At 59.0% G+C, this 23363-nt stretch carries 12 protein-coding genes and 1 pseudogene; 11 read left to right on the top strand and 2 right to left on the bottom strand.

What is annotated here, in order from left to right:
* Positions 1-38: 38 nt before the first annotated feature.
* From A8B82_RS24725 to A8B82_RS15885, 3 genes and pseudogenes are all read left to right on the top strand, one after another.
* Positions 39-362 (top strand): annotated as a pseudogene (locus A8B82_RS24725) (DUF6915 family protein); the annotation flags it as partial.
* Positions 363-462: 100 nt separating this feature from the next.
* Positions 463-765 (top strand): hypothetical protein, encoded by a 303-nt coding sequence (locus A8B82_RS15890; RefSeq protein ID WP_067294482.1) that lies wholly within the window; start codon positions 463-465, stop codon positions 763-765.
* Between the two features lie 125 nt (positions 766-890).
* Positions 891-1619: a DUF736 family protein gene (locus A8B82_RS15885; RefSeq protein WP_067294504.1), complete on the top strand. Its 729-nt coding sequence runs from the start codon at positions 891-893 to the stop codon at positions 1617-1619.
* Positions 1620-1957: 338 nt separating this feature from the next.
* Here the strand turns inward: A8B82_RS15885 and A8B82_RS15880 are convergent, their stop codons facing one another.
* Complete coding sequence (locus A8B82_RS15880) at positions 1958-7864, bottom strand: DEAD/DEAH box helicase (protein WP_067294481.1); 5907 nt, start codon at positions 7862-7864, stop codon at positions 1958-1960.
* On the bottom strand, positions 7861-11115 hold the full coding sequence (locus tag A8B82_RS15875) for a hypothetical protein (protein ID WP_138069786.1): 3255 nt from the start codon (positions 11113-11115) through the stop codon (positions 7861-7863). The genes A8B82_RS15880 and A8B82_RS15875 overlap by 4 nt, the downstream gene beginning before the upstream one ends.
* A gap of 994 nt (positions 11116-12109) precedes the next feature.
* Here A8B82_RS15875 and A8B82_RS15870 point away from each other — a divergent pair.
* The 8 genes from A8B82_RS15870 to A8B82_RS15840 all read left to right on the top strand — a co-directional run bounded on the left by A8B82_RS15870 (position 12110) and on the right by A8B82_RS15840 (position 23318).
* Complete coding sequence (locus A8B82_RS15870) at positions 12110-13039, top strand: DUF2493 domain-containing protein (protein ID WP_067294475.1); 930 nt, start codon at positions 12110-12112, stop codon at positions 13037-13039.
* 154 nt (positions 13040-13193) lie between these two features.
* On the top strand, positions 13194-14348 hold the full coding sequence (locus A8B82_RS24830; protein WP_082899337.1) for an SH3 domain-containing protein: 1155 nt from the start codon (positions 13194-13196) through the stop codon (positions 14346-14348).
* A 356-nt stretch (positions 14349-14704) separates the two neighbouring features.
* Positions 14705-14911, top strand: a complete 207-nt coding sequence (locus A8B82_RS15865; RefSeq protein WP_067294472.1) for a hypothetical protein — start codon at positions 14705-14707, stop codon at positions 14909-14911.
* A gap of 518 nt (positions 14912-15429) precedes the next feature.
* On the top strand, positions 15430-16011 hold the full coding sequence (locus A8B82_RS15860; protein WP_067294469.1) for a helix-turn-helix domain-containing protein: 582 nt from the start codon (positions 15430-15432) through the stop codon (positions 16009-16011).
* Positions 15998-18331, top strand: a complete 2334-nt coding sequence (locus A8B82_RS15855; RefSeq protein WP_067294466.1) for a relaxase/mobilization nuclease domain-containing protein — start codon at positions 15998-16000, stop codon at positions 18329-18331. The genes A8B82_RS15860 and A8B82_RS15855 overlap by 14 nt, the downstream gene beginning before the upstream one ends.
* A gap of 8 nt (positions 18332-18339) precedes the next feature.
* Positions 18340-20319 carry a type IV secretory system conjugative DNA transfer family protein gene (locus A8B82_RS15850; protein WP_067294463.1) on the top strand — a complete coding sequence of 660 codons (1980 nt, stop codon included), beginning with the start codon at positions 18340-18342 and terminating at the stop codon, positions 20317-20319.
* 192 nt (positions 20320-20511) lie between these two features.
* Positions 20512-21846, top strand: coding sequence for a DUF4365 domain-containing protein (locus A8B82_RS15845; RefSeq protein ID WP_067294501.1), 1335 nt, complete (start codon positions 20512-20514; stop codon positions 21844-21846).
* Entirely contained in the window at positions 21843-23318 is a 1476-nt protein-coding gene (locus A8B82_RS15840) for an argonaute/piwi family protein (RefSeq protein ID WP_066010375.1), read from the top strand. The genes A8B82_RS15845 and A8B82_RS15840 overlap by 4 nt, the downstream gene beginning before the upstream one ends.
* Positions 23319-23363 lie beyond the last annotated feature (45 nt).

Here is a 23363-nt window from a genome sequence, read left to right as displayed (position 1 = left end):
GAGGTTTTCGAAAAGAGACAGTTTGACTGTCCAGATAACATGCCCAAGGCCTGTTCGAGGCCGAACGGGTTTTTGGCCTGACACTGACCAATAGTGCGGGCCGCGACATCCCCGTGCGCTGGATCGGCGAGCAGCATATCCGTGAAGACTGCCAGGGCCGCATCCCGAGCATGGCGGACTGGCTGCGACGGATACAGCCTGAGCCATGGATGGCCAATGGCCACATCGACCGGCATTCCGGCGATGAGCCCTGCGGCGACCCAAGGGTTGCCTGGGCCTCCGAGGTCGCCGCCGGAAGAACGGTTCTTGGCCTGAAGGATTGGATGGCGGCGCGCGCGACGCAAGCCACGCAAAGCGCCTGACAGCTCTTGGCCGTTTGCCAAACGAATACTGCATGGAAGCCCGGTTGGACGACCGGGCTTCTTGCGTCGTTTCCCCACCATTCTTCTTGAGGAGGTTCGCATGACACTCGAAGACATCAAGGCCGCCTTTGATGCCGGCCAGACCGTGCATTGGGCCAATACCGGCTACGTTGTCCACAAGGACCGGCTTGGGCAGTACCTGATCACCTATGTGCCGAACGGCAGCTGCATCGGTCTGACCGACCAGGAAGGGCAACGGTTGAACGGCAAAGAGGAGGAGTTCTTCATCGCGCGGTCGGAGGACAGCGTTGAAAATTCGGGCAGCCAATCAAGACCAGACGGGCAGGGGAGGGGCGTAGCACCCGGAGGCGCGGGGGCCTTCCCACTCGGACGGCAGCTCTGACCCGTGGGCGGGGCTGAAAGGAAAGCAGGCTTTCTGATTTGTGATCCCTCAAGGGGTCGAGAAAGCAATCCCGGATGCGCTGGCAAGAACGTCAGGCACCGAACAATCTGAAAAGGAACCATCCCATGTTCGCAGGAACCCTCACCCGCAATGTCGAGACCGCAGCCGCCGAGTACACCGGCATGATCCATTCGACGCGCTTTGACATCGCCATCCAGCTCGAGGCACGGGCCAAGATGTCCGCTCGCAGCCCGGATTTTGACGTGACGGCAGTCAACAAATCAGGCCGCAAGGTGCGTATCGGCACGGCCTGGAACGAGACCGGGAATACCAGCGGCAACCCCTACATCTCGATGCAGATCGATGTCGGCCTCGGCCCGTTCCGGGTCAACGCGGTGCAGACGAAAGAGGCGCGTGCGGCCGAGAGTGGCGCGTTCGAGATCATCCCACTGGTCTCGAACGGCCTGATGAAATCCGGCTCGATCTCGGGCGAGCTCACCGCCATGGACGCCGACAACGCCTTCACCGGCTACATCGCCAACATGATGTTCGATCTGGAGTTCATGCTGATCGAGAACAGCTACAAATCCGAGGAGACCCACCCCGATTACCGGATCGAGGTCAGCTCGCCCCGGGGCACACCGATCCGCGTCGGCTCGGCCTGGATGGCGAAAAGCAGCCGCACGGGCAATGACTATCTGTCGCTGCTGATCAACACGCCCGATGGCGACCTGCGCGTCAACGCCGTGCAGAACGAAGAGCAGCGCGGCGGCAAGACCTTCTCAATCATCCCGTTCATCGACAGCGGTGAGCAACCGCAGGACGCAGGCGCGGGGCTGGCGCTGGTCGCCTAGTCAGCGCGCGAGGAGGAGACAACTTGAACCCAAAGGGGAGCCGTGGGACCACGGTTTCCCTTTTTTCATGTCCGTTTACGTGAAGGGCGCCATCCGCTTGCGATCCGCTGAATATAGGATACGATAATATAGTATTGGACGGGCGAGGACAGGCGCATGGTGGCGAGACTGGGAAAAGCTCCGTGGTTCGAGAGCTTTGATGTTATCCCTCAAATTGGAGGATCAGCTATGGCTGGAAACGAGAGAAGCCCGAAGAGATCAGCAAGACGTGGCAGATTCAGCCCAGCGAATAGACACAGTTGCCAACTCTTGGCGCGGCAAACGGCTACATGTCGGAACTAAAGCTTTTCGATGAACAAATTACACTCCTTTTGGTGAGACATAAGGTTGTCAATTCCAGACGTGACATCCACCCGCCAATAAGTCCCTGAGGTTTCCTGCTGAATTTGAACAATCCGATCGTGGAAGTGTTGGCTGCGCGAGGGCTCCCACGGTCGAAGCGCAATCTCCCCGGAAACGCACGGCTGAGATACATTTAGCAATCCGTCACTCTGTATTTTGCTGTGATCGTCTCCGTTCCGAGGGTTCCAAGTCAGTTTCAGAGACGCGATTGTGACGCCCGTCTGCCGAAGCGCACGAAGGAACTCACCGAGTTTTTCACGGTTGCGATGCTGTGCGCCGATCCAAGGGTCTTGGATGGCAAGAGAAACTGTCTGCCCACTTAGCTCCTGAAATACCGCCGCAATATTTCTTGGCTTTCCGGCCTGAAAACGGTGAACGACCAGCCGATCAAGAAGCTTTGCAAACAGCTCCGATTTCGGAGCCTTCAAGACGGCTTGAACATGTTTGGCGATCCACAACGACTGTAAATCGTTCACACCGTGTCTTCGGAAACAGATGCCGTTCCCGAGGCCGGCCAGTAAGCCTTGCCTTGGTTCAGCGTCAAAGAGCTCTTCATTCGTGATGCCGCCGAACAACGTCAAACGCGGGGCTTCAGTAAGCTTGCTTTGAGTCATCCGGACGATGACAAGGTTGCCGGAGTCTTCAGCTGGCCTAAGCATCTCAGCGATCTGCTTATCTGTTCCGGTTGGGCTGTCCTGATCGTGCTCAGGAATGACAAGCCACGCACGACGTTCGCGATCATCCTCCAGCCAATCGCGCAGGGCTCGGGCACTGCCTAAGGACGCTTCGGGTTCCTCTGCTCCCCAAATCGAAGACCCAACTGCGATCATCTGTTTGTGGCCCTTCAAAACAGGTCCGAGAGCAATTCCGAGCGGTGCCATGCAGGGAACCGCATTCTCTGGCACATGTTTCGGTCGCGCTATCGATCGTGCCACAACTCGCTCAAGCCAACTGCGCGAGAGATGCCGATCCATGCGATCCCACCAAATCTGATTGGAATAGTCATTCAGACAGTGGACGCAGGTCGTTTGACAGTCCTTTTCACAATCGAGCTTGTTGATTGCTTCGAGAAGTAGAAGGCGAGCAGAAAAGCGACTCTCTTCGACAAGCCTCCGAGCGTAGCCAGCACCTCCAGGCGTGGCGTCCGCCAATACAATGTCGAAACCACCAAGGGGAGCCAGTTCGAATGTGGCGCGGAGGTCCCTGGGATCGGTTCCGAGCATATCCGCTGCTGCAAGCCTGATTGCTTCGGCTGCACCACGCAGGACATCTTCTTGCCAGGCACGTTGATCCACCGATGACGATGGAGGGTCGATCGGGACGGCTATCCGTATCAGCCTTATATCTGTCGAATAAGTGTGGGCGAGATCCGTCGCTCCTTTCAGTTCTTCGACCGGGCATTGGTCTCCGGTCCGGGGATCGTGATGCTTGGATGCGACCGGCCCAAACCCGAAATAGTTCCTGGCCGCTGGTTCAGCGTGTTCGCATCTGGGGCAGCGCATGTAGCCTGTCCCGTTCGGACCACGATTAACGACGATCATCTGACCTTCTGGATGATCCGCACTCCCAATCGCCGACGCGAAAAAAGTGCTCACGTCGCGGACATCGGTCGCGCCCATTAGACTGGATGATGCCTTTGTAAGCAGACGGGCTTCATCGACCGCGCGCGGTCGCAATCTGGACGAGCCCGGCTCGCCACCAGCACGATCCTTATAGTTCGTCAAAAAGCCAACCGGTTCCACGAAGCGCCGCGGAGGTTCCAGACTTCCGTCGCAGGAGGGGCAAGCCTGAAGAGTTTCTCCTTCTTTAGGAAGGCGCTCCACGTTTCGGCAATCTCTGCAAATCTGGAGACGGCCTTCGTCCATCCAGACGTCATTCGCGCTATGCGAACTGCGTCGGGAGATACCGGCGCTGGTCCACACCCTGCCTGCTGCGATCGTCTCCGCCCCAGGCGCGAACTCAGAGATCGCAAGCGACGCGTCTCGCGCAAGTTCGATATCATCGCTCCCGCGCCCATGACCACGATCCCGGACGACCTCCAGACTCAATGAGCTCACCGGGAAACTATAGGTCGGTATGACACCGAGCCTCGAGAGGCTTTCGGTCAAAAGGCGATCGAGGAAGAGCTGTTTCTCCCGTCCGGCCCGATACACCCGCCCATTGGCCTTTTGTTTTTCGTCCTCGCTTTCCGCAGACGCAGCCTGCTCCTCAGCTCTTTGAGAGCGGTCGTCAATCATTTGCCAACGGCCACAAACATCGTCCAGCCAACGCGACAGGGCCTCATCTTTCACATGCCTAATCAACTCCACGCCTTGGAGAGCAACACCGTTGGGCAATCCCGCAGCCATGGCTTCCGCCTTTGTCAGCGATCTTTCTCCATCGTCCGACTGCAACCAGATGGCGAAGTCTTCCAGTAGGCTTTTGTGGGCAGCGCTGTCCAGTCGCTCCCCCAGCACGTCGCGAAGTCTCGGAGAGCCCGAACGCGAACTGTTAGCCAAGCGTTGCGTAAACCATCCAGCGAGAACGCAGGACACCTGATGGCGGTGGAAGAACCGCGGGTTTTCGAGGTTGATATACGGAACGTTAGGCAACGCCTTCAGATAGTCGTCAAATCGACGAAAAGATGCCTGGTCGTATCGACTGCCCCTGGCGATTGTGAGCGCAATAGGCGCAACCTGAGCGCGCCGGCCAGCGCGCCCCGCGCGCTGCTGGTAGTTTGCGATCCCTGGCGGGACATTCCGACAAATAACCGCTTCGAGGTCACCCAAATCGACGCCCATTTCCATGGTTGTCGTGCAGCTAAGGACATTTACATCGCCAGTTCTAAACTTACCTTCGATCTCGTTGCGAAGCGCTGATCCGATTGCCGCAGTATGCTCTCGGGCGATCGCGGCACCCGGTTGGGTGAGCCATCGTTGCACGTAAAAATTCCGCGCGACATCCGCGTCTTTTCCGGGATCCGGAAGCTTGGAGACTGACCCTTCGCACCTGTTTGCAAGACAGACGCCACCCAAGTCAAAAGAAGCAATCCGGCCACAGGAACTGCAACGAAATCGTTCTGAGGTCTCGCCGAGCTTGATCTTGTCGAGGTCGATGACCATAGCCAAACTGCCCTTTTTCAGAACACCAACACGTGGTCGAACCATTTCGTCCCAACACGCTTCCGCAATGGTATCCGCGTCTTCCCGCGACAATCCGAGCCGGTCGCACAACACCCAGAGCAATCGTGTCCTATCGCGCGGCCTCGTCGGCAAGACCCGGCGAATTCGAGAAGCGTTGCTTTCCTTTCGAAGTTCCCAAGATATACGCTCCGACCCCAGTCCTCGTCCCCAAATCGATTCATCACCGAGATCCAAGCGTCCATCCAAATCAGAGATCGCCCGGCTCTGGCGCATCATCATCAAAATCAGACGCATCACACCGGAGGCGTAACCGCTCAAATGCGGCTTACCGTGGTCTTCCAGACTTCGGGACACGCGACGCTCAATCTTATCCAACCCATCGTGCTCGACTGAGAGCAGGCCGTATGCCTCGAGCGAGCCCCGGCCACGTCCGCCGAGTGTAATTTCGGCTGTCACAAGGGCCGTCATCCGGTCCTTCATCTCCGTTCCAGTGAGCGGGGCCGATTGATCACCTCTGTCGAAAACGCGGAATCGATGCTTCTTGAGACGTGCACTCGCTTCCGCCGAGAGGTTGGTGATCGACAGGTCTTCTTCGGAACGAACAGCATCTATGATAGCCCCGCGGACGGCCTCGACCCTCGAAATCCTTTCGAGAAATGGAGCAAAGAATGCTGCGTCTTGACGGTTGTCAGAGAAAGCGAGGAGTGAACGGCCCTGCATCGGCGCGTCTGAGTCAAGTTTGGCGGGCAGTGCCTCGAGCAGCGTTTGCGTGGCCATAGCCGAAGTGGACTCGTCACCTGCATAGATGGTCGTCAGAGGTTCGGCAAAGGCACCCTTCTTCTCCCCGCAGGCCAAACAGGCTTTCACGTATTTCTTTCGGTCGTGGTCGTCATCAACGCACTCGGCGACTTGGAGTGATATGATCCCCTCCCCCGGATCGTCTTCGATCGAGCCAGTTCGCGGATCAATGTGGACGAATTCCGTTTCTTCGTCTTCGTCTTCTTCTTCGTCCAAAGCTGCTGGCGCAGTGCCGATCAAACGGAGCACGGTCCGTTCGCCCTTGTTGTTGCGAGGCGGAAGAGCGGCCAATCGGCGCCCATCGTCCCAAGCTTCAATGTAAGGTTCTCCACATGTCCTGCACACGAGCAACGGAAAAGCAGCTGGGGCATCACTGGTAGCGTCTCGCCCCACTTTTCCCGCCAGCACCCGGCCCCATTTTTCCGGTGCATCCGCCGAAAGTTCGACCAATGCTCCCTCAATCGTGGTCGCGGCAATATGGTAACGGGCTGGAAGAAGGGGAAACCCACCCCCTTGTTTTGGCACCGCAAGAACGGCGACATTCACGAGCGCAATCAGCGCGCGTTCGGCCAATTCCTGCTCCACGCCGTCGAATATGACGCCAGCCAAGCGTTCGAGCAGCATCAAGCCGCTCGCCTTGTTATGGAGAGCTGTGGCGACCTGACGGACTTCGGTCAGGGTCGAGAGAGCCGTTAACAGCGCTTCGCCGAGATCGTCGCCTTCGAGGCGCAAGAAAGAGCCCAGCTCGTCGTTCCAGTTTTCAAGGTGAAAGCGCTCTTCTTCCGGGGAAAGGCCGCCGTCTTTACGCAGACGCGCCAACCCTTCGCCGAGCGAAACCCAGTCTTCCGGGGCGAGAGAATGAGTCGTCAGGTCTTCGCGCAAGCGCGGATGGAGTTCGCGCTCGCCTGTGATGACCGCCGCGTCGCCAGCACCGAACGGCTCGTTGAAGAGATCTGACGCGAACTTCGCCAAGTCGTCCTTTCGCTCCGGGTCCAAGCTTGCTGACGTTCCGACGCATCTGAGGGTCCCGGTCGACATGCCGAGATTGGCCTTCAATTTTCGAATTAGAAATGCGACTTCGATCGCTTGGGCACCGGCGTAGGTGTGCAATTCGTCCAGGACGAGCCAGCGGAGATCGGCGTCTTTCAGTAGCGCTCGATTGCGGGGCAAAAGCAACACATGCTCAAGCATCGCATAGTTCGTGATAAGAATGTCCGGTGGTGTCTCAAGCATTTCGGAGCGGGAAAGCAGCCATCCAGAGGGCGCTTTTTGCACGCCGGGGAACGCGTCCTCAAAGCTGGGTGACGACAGGATTTCGCGCTCGATCTCCGAACGGCTTGAACCGGGGGTGGTCTGCCCCGTGAAGCGCCCGAGCGTAATCTTCGGATCGTCAAGTTCGTTGAAAAGCAAACGCGCGATACGGAACATCTGGTCGGTGGCCAGCGCGTTCAGAGGGTAAACGAGGATCGCCTTGATTCCAGGCTTGCCGATACCATGACGCATAATGTCGTCGATCAATGGGAATAGAAAGGATTCCGTTTTCCCCGAGCCCGTTCCCGTGGCGACGATGTAATTGTCATCACGGCCAATCGCAGCTTGCTGGTGGCGATGTAGCGGCCGTCTCCAAAGATCAGGCGCTTTTTTGAACATTCCTTGCCACTTCTCGGACAACAGCTTTTCCGAGACCAGCTGTTCGATCGAGTCTCCCTTCTCAAAATCGGGCAAGCTCTCGACAAAAGGGCCCCTTATGAGAGTTTCCCCCTCGATCATCTTGCTGATGGCCTCACCCAGCGCGGGCGCGACGACCGGAGAGACGGCAGCAGCGGCGGTCGTAAAGCTTCGAATGCGCGCCTCGAGCGTTCTCCGGAATTGGAGTGGGTCCAACTCTGGCGTGCTGATTTCGCCGCTTACATGGTCTTTCACGGCCTGCTCCTTTTTTCGATCTCGGCGGCGATCAGATGGAAGATGAAGATTTCTCTGCCCAATCGTATCATTTCACCTACGGATGCGAGAACTTTACCTTTGCTCATTCCCGTTTTCGTCGACGCCCTCTCGATCATGGCTTCGACGGCCTCGGGGCCCTCACGGCTTCGAACCGCGAACGATGCAAGAGCCCTTTCGATCAGATGGACAGACGCATCGTTTTCATTTTCCGTGCTCAAGCACCGATCCGACAAAATCGGGTCTTGAAACGCGACAGACGCGCGATTCAGATCGGCACTTCGCAGCGACATCCGCGCCTCAGCCTCGCCTGAACCAAGAAACTCGTGGGTTTCGATTCGATCGCGCAAGAGGTTCAGGCCGGTCCAGGCATGGTCAGGTCCCAGGGCGTCCTTGGCCAGCCATTCACTCGGCTTTTCAGCCAGTGTTGAGAAGATTACCGGCAAACTACTGGGTCGGAAGTTGCGAAGCTTTTCTCCAGCCATGTCCGCACGCTTCGCATTCGGAAACGCGAGCATCGCCATCGGACTGAGATCCAAATCGCGCAGCCGACGAGAGGATGCGTCGGCGATCACTCTCAAGATTCGATCCGCGCCATTGGAACTGGAGAACCCATGGAATCTGATTGCATCGGCGGCGAAAAGTGTCGGAATTTCCTGAATGACGTGCAGCATCGGCAACCAGTCAAGTTCATCCTCTTGTAGGGACAGCAAAAGCAGTCGCTCGGTGCCACCAGGCAAAAGCGAGACCTGATGGACAAGAGTCGACCAGCGATGTTGCAGAGCCTTCCCAAGGCCTCCGTCCCATACATCAGGCGCGTAGCATCTTGAGAGCCAGTCCTCGAGCCGGCAAAGGGCAGATGCAGTGGGCTCAGCCGCAGTGCCGGCCAAAAGTGGGAAGGCGAATAAATCATCCCGTGCGTTGCTGAGTTGAGTCCAATCTTCCTTTCCGACGCAACGCACCTTGAGGGTAATCAAGTTCAGGCCATTCAAAGGCGCTCCGTTAAGTTCAATTTCCACTTTCTTCCCATCCACCTTGGGAGCAAGCAGCCAAAACTGACGTGAAAGGGCAGCCGGCAGACGGTCAAAGCTAACTTCACTCTGGTCTCTGTGACCATCCTCCGTTTGAAGCGTTACCGTGATCCCGCCGATATCGAACGGCATCTCGAACGAAATCCGAGTGCCTCCGGCCCAAGCTCGGATGGTAACATCCGACGGCATCGACGCGCTCTCCACTGTTGCGATCAGAGTTGGCGCACCTGCTTCCGAAACGTGCACGATGTCTCCGCCGTCCAGCGTGGCGATCGGTATTGCGTAGGTGGGTCTTTCTCGAAATGGATTGACAATCACTCGGGAGCCAATTTTCAGACCCGCGCGCTCGTCGGGAGACGTCAGCACAAGAGCATCGCTTTTGGTCGCCGAGCCTTTGACGATGACACTGCCGAGTTTCCACGGCATCACCGTTCCATCAACGCGTTCCAAAACGCACGACAAGAGTTTTGCACGAAGGGTAAACAGACTGACTTGCCCGCCTATATCAAAGGCAATTCGCCCCTCTACATATCCCCCACTACGGTCGAGACACAGGAAACCAGTGTCGTCACGCACCACATGCCTTGCCTCGGCGTCGATGAAGTTTTGCGGTGGGTCCTCAGAGCGGATGAGCACGCCTTCCAGCGCTCGGAAACCTGGCCAGACAATCAGCTTTCGCTTGAAGCGAGTGAGAACGCGTTCGGTCGAGTCAGCGTTTGTGCGGAGCAGCGTGAGCGAAAACGCTTCCGGGTCACCATTAGGAGCCAAGCCCGCAGCTTCTACGATCGCAGCGACGCTCACTATCGCGATTCCGCGCCCATCTGCTTCGACTTCCATATCTATTGCATTGCCTTGCGTCTCGACATGGACAAAGGCGCGACGCTGTTTACCGTCAGTATGTCCAGCAAGCAATTCACTGGAGCCAAAATCGAGCTCCACTTCGGCTTCGGGCCCCCAAAGGTTCGGACCGCCCAGGCCTTTTGCAACTGGTTGGCCATGTATCGAGATTTGCGGCCGACGCACACCGCTAAGCGTCCAATGTTTTGAGCCTCGCGCCAGCACTATCTTCCCCGAACGAAGGTCGACGTTGGCGCTGTAGAGATCAGGCGCCGTTTCCCGGCTCGGTTCGCCGTTTACAGAGAAGCTTTCCCTTGCAACCACGATAGCGGTCGCGACCACTCCGCTTAGCCGTGTTTCGTCATCGACGATGCGGGACGTTAGTTCGACCTGGCGACCCGTGTTGCTGTCGAATACGACAAAATCCGTGGTTTGAAATAGGCGGATGCGCCCTGGTCTGTCTCCTTGCCAAGAGACTTCGGCGGGGAGTGGAAAAGGCAGAGGCCAAAGACGCCCAGCACGAACCCTATGCAACTGGCCATCAAGAAAGATCTTGTAACGCTGCTCTTGTCCCGGGATAGACAATTGTGGACGCCCGTCCTCCCAAACAAGACGGGGAACGGGAGCGATCCGGGTCGCCGGGCCACCCGAGCCGTCGAATACCTTCTGCAACTGTTCGCCAAAGTGTTTCAGATAGCTTGATTTTTCTAGCAGAGCATTCTGATCCCGACGCCAGTCAACATAGGCCGACGCCATCCAAGCAGAATGATCCATTAAGATGGGGCGTTGCAACACGTGCACGCCTGCATCCAAGAAGTGAAGAGCATCATCCTCCCAGCGATTTAACAAAACGATGTCATCTTGATTGGGTAATCCGATGGAGCGTTCTTGAGCGATGAAAACTCTCGCGAGATGGTGCAACTGGGAGCGCGATACGCCAGCGTGAACCTGGAAAGCCTGAACCGAACGGTCAAACCCGTCGGATGCGAGACCGAGTTTTTGGCATGACCGCTGAAAAGCTCCACTGATCAGTTTGCGCTCTTCCGGAAGTTTCAATGTCCTCCCCAAGACATTCTCAACCAATGGCCAAACCTTGGCATTGCCATCTTCGCCATAGTGTTCGGATAGTGTCGCGCAAATTGCCCAACTGACCGCATATCCAAATTTCTGCATTAAGACATCAAGTCGCCAATCCGACAGCGCGTGAAGCGCATCCTTGGCTTCTGGCAATTTCTCAGCGACAAGTGCAAGTCCGAGGAACGGTGAGGCATCGGCTCGAAGCTGGGACCGCATCACCATATAATCCAAGGATCTGAGTTTATTCTGAGCGTCCCGTGAAGAACAATCTAAAGTCGCCTGCGTCAATTATCGTGCCCCGTGTATTTTTGATCGTTGTCCCATTCTCCTAAGGCATATTAGCTGACACTGTTCGTAGTGCGGCCTGCAAAGTCCTAAATAGCCAAAGCTACGAGACACTGACACTATGGTTGTCCTTGCGGGCCGATGTTGTCAACAGAATGGCATGCGTGGGGCGCAGCGCAGGTCGGTAAGGTGTGTGCCCATTTCGGCCGAGAGTTGCGAAGCAAAATAAATTCTCGGGTGGTTGCCAGTTCAAGTTATATTCTTGCGCGGGAACCAGGTCGGCAGGCCTTGCTCGGAGGTAACTCCCCATTTCATGAAGAAAGGGGCTTCGTTCGTGATCAGCTTAGCCACAACGCCCGTGTCCAAGAACCTGTTGGACGCCGTCAAGGATCAGCGGGGGTAAGTACTTCGTATAGCTGGCGGCGTGGTCGCCTGCACTTCAACCTTGGCTTAAGCCTTGCGGCCTCCCCTGCTCGGCTTCGCGTGTCGCAGGCGAGAACGGCCCTTCGGTCCGTCGCGCATTCGGCCATGCGGCCTCACCGCGGCGTTGCACCCAGTATCCCGGTTTGCCCGCCTCGCGAGCACGTTCCTCCCCGGCCGCTCCGCCGGATTGCGCTCTGGTCTGTTTTGGCCTGAGGCCAAAACGATCCCGCCACTTCATCCGTCTCCCGCGTCCGGTCGGCCCGTTTGCCTGCTCGTGTCGGGCAAACCTACCGTCAAAACACACACACATGAGTGCGGAAGCATATCCTCCGGATGGCCCCCAAATCAGCCCGCGTCAAGGATCGCAAAACTTTTCGGCGAGGGCGGCGCCAGTGGTGCGGGGCGGTCCCGTGCGTGAGGGTGCGCATGTGTCGGGTGCTGCGCGCAGAAAACTTTTGCGCCCGGCAAGCCGGCGGCTGCGCCGTCCCTGACCCGGGCAGATTCGGAAACCAGGCATTCGGCCATGCCCCCACACTCACGTGGTGGCTCCACAACCGAATACTGGAGACCAGACATGGCTTACGACACCGCAAACACCTACGAGACCATCGAGCTTTTCGGACTGACCGAGAAGGACGCGCAGCTGCCGATCCCGGAAGATCACGTCCTGACCGACCACATCATCCGCGAGAGCTTCGAGGCTTTGCTCGGGCAGCTGCGCGGGACCGGGCTCGAAGCAGAAATCGAACCGCTGGCCCATGGGCTCGCGACGATCCTGCAGCGCCGCAAGGTGGCGCTTGGCAAGGAGGTCGACCGCACCGCCGACAAGATCGGCGCGCTGGCAAAATCCCACGACGGATCGGAAATCGCCGAGACCGCGCTCGAAGAGGCGCAGGCGCGCTTCCTGCAGTTGCGCGAGATTGTCGGCGCCATCGAGGTGATGAGCGAGGCGGCGGCGGAATGTTACGAGATCGAGACGGGCCACGCCTTCATCCCGGCAGCCGGGTCGCGCGCGAGTGTCCGGGCGCAGGAGACCGGGGCGGTCTTCGAGGCACGGCAACTCCTTGAGCAGCACGACCGCGAGACCGCCGCGAAGTCAAAAGTCGAGGGGGTGCCCCTGATCGTCTCAGGTGCCACCGACTGGACCGATGTCGATGTGATCTTCAACACGCTCGACAAGGTTCGCGAGCGGATCAAGCAGAACCGCAATCAGGAGATCTTCCTCTGCCACAAGGGTGGCAAGCACGGGGCCGAGATGATTGCGGCCCGGTGGGCCCGGGCACGCGGGATAGCACAAGCGCGCTTTGATCCGCGCTGGTCCGCGCACGGGCGGGCGGCACCGTTCAAGTGCAACGACGAAATGCTGGACGACAAGTTCGCGGCGACGGGGGTTGTTCTCTTCGGAGGCAACGGGGTCGCGCTGAACCTCGGGCAGAAGGCGGAAGCGAAAGGCCTGACGGTCATGCGGGTTGCGGACCCGGCGAAGAAGGCGTCGCAGGATTGAAGAGAGAGGGTCGCCTTCGGGCGGCCCTTTCGTTGTTTTCCCAGTTGTGTGCGAACCTCGGCGGTATCGCAGTGAGCTCCAGCAACGGGCATCGACAGGCTTGGTGATCGCAATCCGGCCAATCTGTTTTTGGGAATGGCTGGATGGTATCTCGATGCAATCACAGCTTAATGTGGCCGTGCGGCAGAAGACATTTGTTGCGCAGCTCAACACCCGAACAGGTTTTTCCTCAATGCCTTTTTCTCCGGAACGCACCAAAGAGATCCAATCACGCATTGATGCGCGTTTGCGGTCCGGGCAGGCAAACGATTGGGAAGTGTCTTTTCTCACAAACATGGCTGAACGGTTTGAGCGTCACGGGACGGAGACGCGTCTGAGCAAAGCTCAGTACGCCAGCCTGCACAAAGTCCTGAAACTGGAAGGGGAAAAACCGGCCCAGACAAGGGCAGCTGCCGACGACGGCACTTCGAAACCAGCACCAAAGCGCAGCCCCAGAGCCGTTCAGGCGAGACCCCGTTCGATCTCCGTGAGCCGCGCAATCACCGCACCTCGGCGTGCCGTGCGCAAGGCTCAACGCCAAATCATGGTGCCGTTGGTGATCGCTGTCGGGTTCTTCGCGTTGGTTGGATCATTGTTTGAGACGTCGAGTTCACGATCCACGCCCTACAGTCCGTCAGCAATTCCCACATCGCAAACGACAAACACCACTTACGTCTATGTGACAGGGACACGTGTCAACCAACGTTCTGAGCCGTCTACCGCGAACGCTGTGATGGGCGTCTTGAGCGAAGGGACTCGCGTCGAAATGCTTCGCGATGAAGGGCAATGGACCCAAATTCGGTCTAACTTGGGAGTGGGCTGGATGTCTTCCAGTTTCCTATCGCCGGTCGCGCCACCTGCAGAGCGACCCGCCTCGCAAGACCGGTCGCTTCGAGCCAGCGATGTGCGGATCATTGATGGTGATACGATTGATATTCGAGGCATGACAGCGAACGTGCGTCTCGTCGGGTTTAACGCGCCTGAGACATGGAGACCATCCTGCACTGCAGAGCGCCAGGTCGGGGAACAGGCAACAGCGCGTCTTGGTCAATTGGTGCGGGGTGCGGCGTCAATTGAATTTGAGCGCGTGGCCTGTTCCTGCCGGCCCGGGACTGAAGGCACCGATCGATGCAATTTCGGGCGGCTTTGTGGGTCGTTGTTCGTTGACGGTCGGGACGTGGGCAGTACGCTCATTGCTGAAGGTTTGGCCGTGCCATACCGATGTGGCCGCACCAGCTGTCCCCCACCCCCTCAATCCTGGTGCCGATAGCAGGGGCACTCACCCAACACAGACGACGGATCATCGCGCGCGGCTGAACGCTGACCCGCAGCGTGATGCGCGTGACGGATCATTATCCAGATGCATTGGATCAGAACGAACCAAGCCACCTCAGACCGGTATCGACGGGTGCGAACGCAACTGCAAAGTGGCGGCACAAATTTGGGTCTCTCCTTTTGCTCATCGATGTGGATCGCACGGGGTCGGCCCGTTCGTGCCCTCAGCTCACGCTTCGGCAAGCACAAATACGGCTTCCACGGCTAGCCGCGGACCCTCCGCATTTGCGCTTGCGACCGGGCCTCTTGCCCCGTGCCGGGTGATCCCCATCGCAACAAGGAGTAACCCAAATGACCAACCACTACGTCGCCACCGTCCCCGTCAAGTTCACCGATACCGATGGCCAGGAGCGCACCCGTTTTCAGCGCGTGGGCGCGATGTTCCGCAACACCCGCAACGGGGACGGCTCGGAGTTCTTCAGCCTCAAGCTCGACTTCCTGGTCGCGGTCTCGGAGCTGGTGATGTTCCCGCCGAGCGCGAAAGATCCCCAGGACTAAATCCTCTGACGAGGATGGGCCGCCCCAGGATGATCTTGGGGCGGCCCGATCCCTGTTCCAGGGATGCCGGTCCCTGCGCGTTCAACGGACGCACTCTCCCCGGAATGATCAGGCCGCGACAGACCGGCCAGTCAGCCTCAAGGGGGCCATCCACAAAAATCTATCGGCCAAGGCCTCCCGGTTTTTGCGGCAGAGATTTGGCAAGCCAAATCTGGCCCTCCTTGACCCTGCCTGACCGCCCTGTCGGTGGGGTTTGCGCCCGCCCGCGGTTCGGTCCGAACACATGCGTGTTCGGCCAGACCCTCGGGCGGGGCTGGCGGACGGGACCCCAAGGACAGGTGGGTCGCCCGGTGGTGAGGGCGGCAGAGCCGCGTCCCTGCGGGCCGCGGCGTGAAGCGGACACCAAGGCTGCCTGAGACTGAAGGCGACGTAAGTATATAATTGACAGATTGGTATATTATCGTAAGGTAGGGGCAGCCTTGGTGGAAGGTGGCAGGAAATAGGGGGTCTTTCTTCGCATGTCTCGCTCAAAACGTCTCACAGATGCGGACCGCATGGAGATCGTTCGCGAAGCTGCGGAAGGCGTTTCCACTTCAGTGCTGGCGGAACGGTTTGGCGTGTCGGTGCGGGCGATCCAGTACACGCTCAAAGCCGATGCCGAGCGCCAGACGGATGCCGCAATTCCGGTCTCAGCGGTCAGTGTGAAGGTCACGGCTGCGGAGCTTGCGGCGCTCGACGCGGTGTTGGCGAAGGCGGGGATCGAGAGCCGGGCCGAGGGGCTGCGGCGGCTCATTCAGGCGGCGGGTGGGGTGTTCGTTCCGGACGCGCAGATGGCAGCAGAGATGGCGCGCTACCGCGCCTCTCTGCACGAGGTCGGTAATGGGGTCGCGCAGATCGCCAAGCAGATGGCGCAGGCCAACCGGCAGGGGCAGGGGGCTGGCCCGGAGTTTACCGAATTGCGCCTTGCGCAGATGCGCGGGCTGGCGCGGTTCATCCTGGATTCCGCTGACGAGATCGATCTGCTTCTGCGCCGCCGTCGTGACGCGATGCAGCTGCAGGCCACGGCCGCGCTGAGGGAGTTTGCCCATGCGGCTGAATGATGCCGTCCATGCCGTCACAGGCGAGGTCTTCCGGGATGGCTGGAGCCGCGTCCGGGGCTCGATGCAAGGTCTGCACGTGGCCAAGCAGACCCAGCTTGTGCGCGCGGCTGCGGGGCATCGGCCAGCGGTCTTCAAGGCGATCCGGGGCGGGGGTACGCATACCAAATCGCAGCTCGCAAACCAGCTCGACTACCTTACCACCAAGTCTACCCATATCGTCGACAGTAGCGGGTTCCTGGATGGCAAGACGAAGCTCGAGGCGGGTGACATCAAGGATCTGACCGAGCGCTTTGCCAAGCGGTGGGATGCGGGCTTCAAGCCCAAGCTTGGGCAGACCACCCACATGCTCATGTCCTTCCCCATCGGCACGCGCGGGGAGGATGTGCGCGACATCGCGACGGACGTGGCCGAGCGGTTCTTCCAAACCGATAAGGGGCATTTCGAATACATCATCGCGGTGCATGAGGACCGCGATCACCCGCATGCGCATCTGGTGCTGAACCGCCGCTCGCAGGAAGGCGAGTTCTTCTTTCTGGGGCGCAACCACCGCTTCAACTATGACGACTTCCGCCTCGCCATGGTCGAGGAGGCGGAAAAGTATGGTGTACGGCTGGAGGCCACGCGGCGGGTGGATCGCGGCGTCGTGCATTACCCGGCCCGCACCAGCGAGGTTTACGCCGCGAAAGACGAGGGCCGCGCGCCCCGCGAGCGCGAACGCGTGGGGCAGGACCTGACCCGGACGCTGGCAGAGATCGCCAACACCAGAACCGTCTATCATTCGCTTGCCGCAGAGGCCTCCCGGGAGGCCCGGGAAGACATCGCCGCGGCACTTTTTCGCGCGGGCGAGGTGCTCGCGCATGGCGGGCAGGTGGACCGAACAGGAGATGTGTATATGGCCGAGGATCAAAGCTTCGAGGATCTGAGAAGCCTCTATGCGGAAAAGCTCGCGCGGGTGCAGGGCATGATCGCCGAGAAGTCTGACGCGGAACGTCCCGTGCTGGAAAAACGCCTCATCGAGATCCAGACGCAGGTCCAGCACATGCAGCCTCTCGGCTTGCGATCATCCACGCTGTCAGAGACCCCCTCGGAGGGCGGGATCTATTCCGAGGCCAATATTGACGCCAGCCAGCGCGAGCGTCTGGCAGAGCCCGATCTGAGATCGCGCATTGACGCGGCACTACACGGCACCGGGATCAGCACATCGGAAGTGGTGGCCCGGATCGAGACGGGCGCCTCAAATGCAGCGCTCGAGCATCAATGGATCGCCAATGATCTCTCCAAAGTGGCTGAGGCGCGCGATCTGAACCTCGAACGCCGCGCCGATCTGGAACAGGCGCGCGACATTCTCAACGATGTGCACGTCGAACTTGGCACGCTCTTGGAGCGGGAGACCGTGCTGCGCCGGGATGGTGTCATGGAAGCGGAACCGGTCAGCGAGCGGTTCCATTATCATGAGGACGCGGTGCGGGCGATGGAAGGGACAATCCGTCAGGAGATGCGCGCAGACGGCCTGACAGCGCAGCAGATCGAGGACCGGGATTGGGAGGTTGTCTCAAAGGCGGAGCGCCGGATCGAGACGGAGCAGCGCGCGTATCTCGAGGCACACCCAGATCTGCTCGCACGCCCTGGCGATGTGATCGACCGGTCTGAGCCCTACAGGGAGACCATCACCGATGCGGCCCGCGCCAGCGAGATCACCAGCGAGGTCGACCGCATCATGGAGGGACGCGACCTCCGCACGCCCGTTGCGGATGCAGTCACGGATGACTTGCGAGCGCGCTATCCGGACATGCCGTCCCATCTCGCCCGTGGGCTCGGTGCAACCTATGCGGCTGTCGTCGAGATCCGGGACACGGAGGCCATCAATCAGGTTCGCCGCGACAACGAGTTGCGCGAGGGGCTTGGGGTTGGCACGCGTGACGAACGTCTAGCCACCCGCGATGGAACGCCGATGCGGTCTGACCGTGCCGACCGCCTTGCAGACGAGATTGCGCGTGTCGTGGACCATGAGCGGGCCGGGGAATTGTCTGCGCCCTTCGAGACCGAGGCGGAGCGGGACGCCTTCCGCGACGAGATCGCGCGGGTGCTTGATAACCGTCAACTTGAGCGGCTCACATCCGGCGATGCCGATGCGCTGGAAAAGGTTCTCGAGGACCGTCTCGACCGGCTCTATGTCGCCAAGGTTTACCTGCAATCGGATGCAGCGACGGCCAACACGGAGGCCTTGCGCCAGGTGGTCGATGATCTTGCCGACACCGAATATGAAAAACACCGCGCGACAGACGTGGATGGCGAGACCGAGCGGGGTCAGGTCCATTGAGCGCCTCCATGGGAAAAGCGCGGATCGCAACCGGCGTCTTGCTGGTGACGCTGGTGACCGGGGCGATGGGCTATACCATCGCCTCGGCGGTGCTGACCTACCAGGATCTCGGCTTCGGGGCAGAGATCGACTTCGCCTATATCGCGCAGAACTATCTGGCGATCCTCGATCGCCGCCCCGAGGACGCCCAACTTATTCACCTGATCGTCGGCAGCTTCGCCGCCGCCGGCCTGATGCTGAGCCTCGCCCTCTCGGGGTCAGCTCTCACACGCTTTGGCCAGACCCATTGGCAGTCTGCGCGCGAGATGAAGGCCAATGGCTTCTTCGGGGCGCCGGGCACCGGGTTCATCCTCGGCAAGCTGGGGCCGCCGGGCTCCCGCGCCAATTACATTTGCTCCAAGGTCTTCCCCCATGCGCTGATCGTGGCCCCCACGGGCCGCGGCAAGACCACGGGCTTTGTCATTCCGAACCTGCTGACCTGGCAAGGCTCCGCCGTGACGCTCGATGTGAAGGGCGAGTGTTTCGAGGCAACGGCCCGGCACCGCGCAGCCCAAGGCGACAAGGTCTATCGCTTTGCCCCCACCGATTGGGAGGGCAAGCGCACGCATCGCTACAACCCGCTCTTGCGCATCTTTGAGTTGAAAGATCCCGCACGCCAGCAGATGGAATTGCAGCTCCTCGCGACGCTCTTCTTGCAGAGTGACAACGACCGGGTGCAGGGTCTCCTCAAGGGCGGGATCGATCTCTTCGTGGCGGCAGGCCTGTTGGCGTTCCAGCGCAAGCGTCCGACCTTGGGCGAAATCTATCGCATCGCGGCCTCGGGTGGGAACAAGCAGAAAGAGTATTTCGCGCGGGGCCATGAGGTCGACAACAGGGCCGCCAAGCTGATCTTCACGCGGCTCGCGTCGACCAACAACGATACGCTGACGTCTTACGTCTCGCTCCTGATGACCTCGGGGCTGGACCAGTGGCAGAACCCGGCGATCGATGAAGCGACGGCAGTCTCGGACTTTGATTTCCGGACGATCCGCAAGAAGCCCTTTTCGGTTTACCTCGTGGTTCAGCCGTTGATGGTGAAGCCGCTCGCGCCGCTGATCCGGCTCTTTTTCTCTGACCTGCTCTCGGCCATGCAGGAAAAGGACCCCGGGCCGGATGAGCCATGGCCAGTGATGATCATGCTCGACGAGTTCAATCGCCTCGGCAAAATGCCCATCGTGGTCGAAAGCATCGAGACACTGCGCACCTATCGTGGTCACCTCGCCGTTGTCACCCAAACCATCCCCGCCCTCGATGAAATCTACGGCGAAAACACCCGCCGCGCCTTGCAGGGGAATGCGGGCGTGAAGCTCTACCTGACGCCCTCCGATGAAAAAACCGTCGAGGAGCTGAGCAAGGCGGTCGGCAAGACCACGAAGACCGTCATCACGCGCTCCCAGTCTATCGGCAAGAACCCCTTCGAAGGGCGCAGCCAATCTACACGGACTGAAGAGAGCTCTCTGCTGCCCGAAGATGAGGCGCGCCGCTTGCCGCTCGACGAGATCGTCATGGTGATCGATGCCCAGATGCCTGTCCGGGCGAAGCGGATCCAGTATTTTGACGACCGGCTGTTTAAGTCCATCCATGCGGCGCAGACAGGCGAGTTGCCGTTTCCAGAGCCGGGGGGAGGGGGGCCGCAAGGCACGCTGCCGCTGAGCATGCGCGCCATGCCGATGACACCGCCACTGGACGGGTCTGGCGGATCCGAGGCCGACGTTGAGGCCGAACGCCAGGCTGCTGATGGCCAATCGTCAGGGAAAACTGATGTCGCTCCAAAGAAAACTTCGCCGGTCGTTCAAGCCGTTATCGCCGAGGAACAGCGACAGATTGAAATGGATTTTGGGGGGGAAGTGGCTGCTCTTGGTTCGGTGAAAGATGCGGATGTCGAGCAGGTACGAACGGCCGTACATGATTTGGGCGAGTTGGAGACAGCCCTAACACAGGGGCTCTAACTTGATGGGTTGTCGCATCCAGAAGTTGATGCAGTAAGAGGTGGTCACCAGCCGCGTTCTAGAAGTCTGAGATTTCGCTCTCTATCAGGTTTGACCCTTTGCAAGGGTAACCTCCATATCTTGTTGCTCCTCCCTTATGTTGCTCCAGATAAAGTGTTACATCTCGAAAAGCCTGTTTTCGGGAATCGAGATGTGAATAAGAAAGTTACAACCAGCCAGCGAATTGGCGAAATCGGGGAGAAGGCGGCTAATCTTCAATTCTTGCGAATTGGGTTCCAATTCGATGGGCGTTCGCGGTTGGAAGCAGGGATAGACGGCATCGCTGAGGTGATGGACGATGATCAGCCGACTGCGAAGATGATTGCCGTTCAGGTCAAGGCTACTGAGCGTGGCAGCTATGTCGGCGAGACGAACGCCGGTTTCACCTATCGTGTCCGCGCTTCAGATTTCGACTATTGGCGTGGCTCCAACCTACCCGTCATCCTAGTTCTCTACAGGCAATTAGATGACACATTCTTCTGGAAGTCGCTCGAAAACCTCGTTGGCGAGGCCGAACGCACATTGCAGTTCGACAAGGAGCGCGACGTCTTGGACGGACGTGCGAAGGATCGCCTCGCTGCCCTGACCGTCGCCAAGCAAGGACACGGTTACTACGTCCCGCCACTTGGGGGAGGGGAGGACGCGATCATCAACATGGTGCCATTGCAGCTTCCTGAGGAAATCTTCGTCGCACAGACACAGCTCTCCACCCAGAAGGCGCTCGCCCGGATGAATAAGGTCTGGGAAGGCCAACGGTACGATTGGATGATCGATGAAACCTCGCTTTGGACATTCTGCGACCCGCTAACCACACCCGTTCGCGACCTAGTTGAGCGGGATCAGGTCGAACGGATCGAAACCGACTTTCTGGCACAACACGACGCCGTAGATCACCAGCACAAATTTGCGGGCCTGTTGCGACATACTCTGGCGCATGACTTTCGGGATTTGCTTGGATGGGACCGAAAGAAAAAGCAGTTCTACTTCTTGCCGACACCTGGAGGCGTCGGGCGCAAGTTTCGCTATCTTGGTGCGAAGCAGAAGACACAGGCCGACGTTGTCAGCGTCTATCAGAAGTCGAAGGGGGAGGGGCCCATCGACTATGTGCGGCACCATTCATTCCATCCCCGGTTCGAGCGCTTGGCGGACCAATGGTACCTGATCATCAACCCATCCTACTACTTCACTTCGGATGGAGCGCGCGCGCTCAACTATCCGGATGCCTTGTTGTCCGGGAAGAAGCGCCTCGACACAAACAGCACCGTTCGAGGCCAGGTGATCATGTGGCATCGATTGCTGTCAGGTCTGGAATTTGAAGATGCCGGCGAACTGCTGGCACCCGACACCAAGACGGATCGTATCATCAAGTTTGGTGACCCGCCTTCCATCGAACTGCCGAAGAGTGTGCCCGAGGACGTGTGGGGCGCGAAGGCGCAAAAGTCGAGGAAGCCGTCCGGCTCGAATGAACAAGGCAGCTTCGACCTATGAGCGACTTCAAGACAAAGATCTTCCCGGAGCCTGAACTGGAATTTGGTGACCAACACCATCATCCTGATCCACGATTGGGGTTGCTACAGGCGGGCCCGTTGCAAACGAACCTGGGGGACACGATCAAAGTCGGCGTTGTTGGCAGCGCTCTGACCGTCGAAAAATCAGGCGAGTTTCTGAATGCGATCGAAGATGGGTTCGAGGGTAAGACCGAAAAGCACCCGAACCTGCACCCGGATTTCCCCGGGTTGAGAAACCAGAACCCCTATCGGTGCCGGTTTGAAATGGTGGCTGCCGAAGATGGAGTACTGACCAAAGGTCAGATCGAGAAGATTGCCAAGGAACCGAGCGATGCGCGTGCTGTGGAGATGGCCGTCGACGCAGTTATGGCGCAACTGGAAAAGCTGGAGGCGCATCATGAACGGCCGGACGTGGTCATGGTTTCTCTCCCTGTCAAGTTGATCGAACGGGTCTGGAGAAACGAGCGGGCGCGCGATGACGAAGTTATAGAGGACGAAGCGGCCGACGCGAAAGCTGGCAGAGAAACCTCTCCGAACTTCCGTGGCTTGCTCAAGGCCAGAGCGATGGACCTCAGATTCTCAATTCAGATTGTTTGGGAGGATGTCATCAACCCCGATGCCAAGATCCCTCGCAAAATCAAGGAGAACTCTGACCGCCAAACCCAAGACCGAGCTGACCTCGCATGGAACCTTATGACGACGCTCTACTATAAGGGCAGCGGCAAGGTGCCCTGGCGCAGATTGCCGGAAGAAGGCGAGTTCACCGCCTGTTACATTGGCATCAGCTTTTTCAAGGATGCCGAAACCGACGAGATATGGACCAGTGCTGCGCAAATGTTCGACGAGCGGGGCAGAGGGTTTATTCTTAGAGGCGGTCCTGCACAGTCAGAGTCGCGGGGTCGCCACCCGTTCCTCACTATCGATGAGGCTCACAAGCTTACCGAGAGCGCCTTGGCCGCCTACAAGTCGGTCCATAGAACGATGCCGGCACGCGTGATCGTCATGAAGACGTCGCGCTTTCGCGAGGACGAGGCCGAGGGTGTTGGCAAGGCGCTCGACGAGGCAGGTGTGGAACTGCGCGATCTCGTTTGGATTCATGAGAGCTATTCAGTCAAGGTGCTGCGCGACGGCGACTTCCCTGTCCTCCGCGGCACCTTCGTTGAACTGGACGGCAATGGGCTGCTCTATACCAACGGCAGCATTCCCTACTATGGGACCTATCCTGGCCTCTATGTCCCGAACCCCCTGTTGCTCTGTCCACACCCGCAAAGCGAGAGCACAATCGAACAGATTGCGAAGGAAGTTTTCAGCCTCACGAAGGTGAACTGGAACTCGACCCAGATGAACCAACGCTTGCCGATTCCGATCCGAGCAGCCCGTAAGGTTGGTGACGTATTGAAATACGTTCCCTCGGGGCAAAAGGTCAGCAGTGACTATCGGAAGTACATTTAGAGCCTCTTGGGCCTTCGGGAATTTGCAGAAAACCGATTTGAGAAA

Source organism: Sulfitobacter sp. EhC04 (assembly GCF_001650875.1).
Taxonomy (GTDB): Bacteria; Pseudomonadota; Alphaproteobacteria; order Rhodobacterales; family Rhodobacteraceae; genus Sulfitobacter.
This window is presented reverse-complemented; position numbering and strand designations above follow the sequence as displayed.

Bases quoted from the DNA above. Each gene is read 5' to 3' on its own strand.
- A8B82_RS15885 (WP_067294504.1), top strand. From the start codon at position 891: ATGTTCGCAGGAACCCTCACCCGCAATGTCGAGACCGCAGCCGCCGAG.
- A8B82_RS15855 (WP_067294466.1), top strand. From the start codon at position 15,998: ATGCGGCTGAATGATGCCGTCCATGCCGTCACAGGCGAGGTCTTCCGG.
- A8B82_RS15870 (WP_067294475.1), top strand. From the start codon at position 12,110: ATGGCTTACGACACCGCAAACACCTACGAGACCATCGAGCTTTTCGGA.
- A8B82_RS15860 (WP_067294469.1), top strand. From the start codon at position 15,430: ATGTCTCGCTCAAAACGTCTCACAGATGCGGACCGCATGGAGATCGTT.
- A8B82_RS15840 (WP_066010375.1), top strand. From the start codon at position 21,843: ATGAGCGACTTCAAGACAAAGATCTTCCCGGAGCCTGAACTGGAATTT.
- A8B82_RS15890 (WP_067294482.1), top strand. From the start codon at position 463: ATGACACTCGAAGACATCAAGGCCGCCTTTGATGCCGGCCAGACCGTG.
- A8B82_RS24830 (WP_082899337.1), top strand. From the start codon at position 13,194: ATGCAATCACAGCTTAATGTGGCCGTGCGGCAGAAGACATTTGTTGCG.
- A8B82_RS15865 (WP_067294472.1), top strand. From the start codon at position 14,705: ATGACCAACCACTACGTCGCCACCGTCCCCGTCAAGTTCACCGATACC.
- A8B82_RS15850 (WP_067294463.1), top strand. From the start codon at position 18,340: ATGGGAAAAGCGCGGATCGCAACCGGCGTCTTGCTGGTGACGCTGGTG.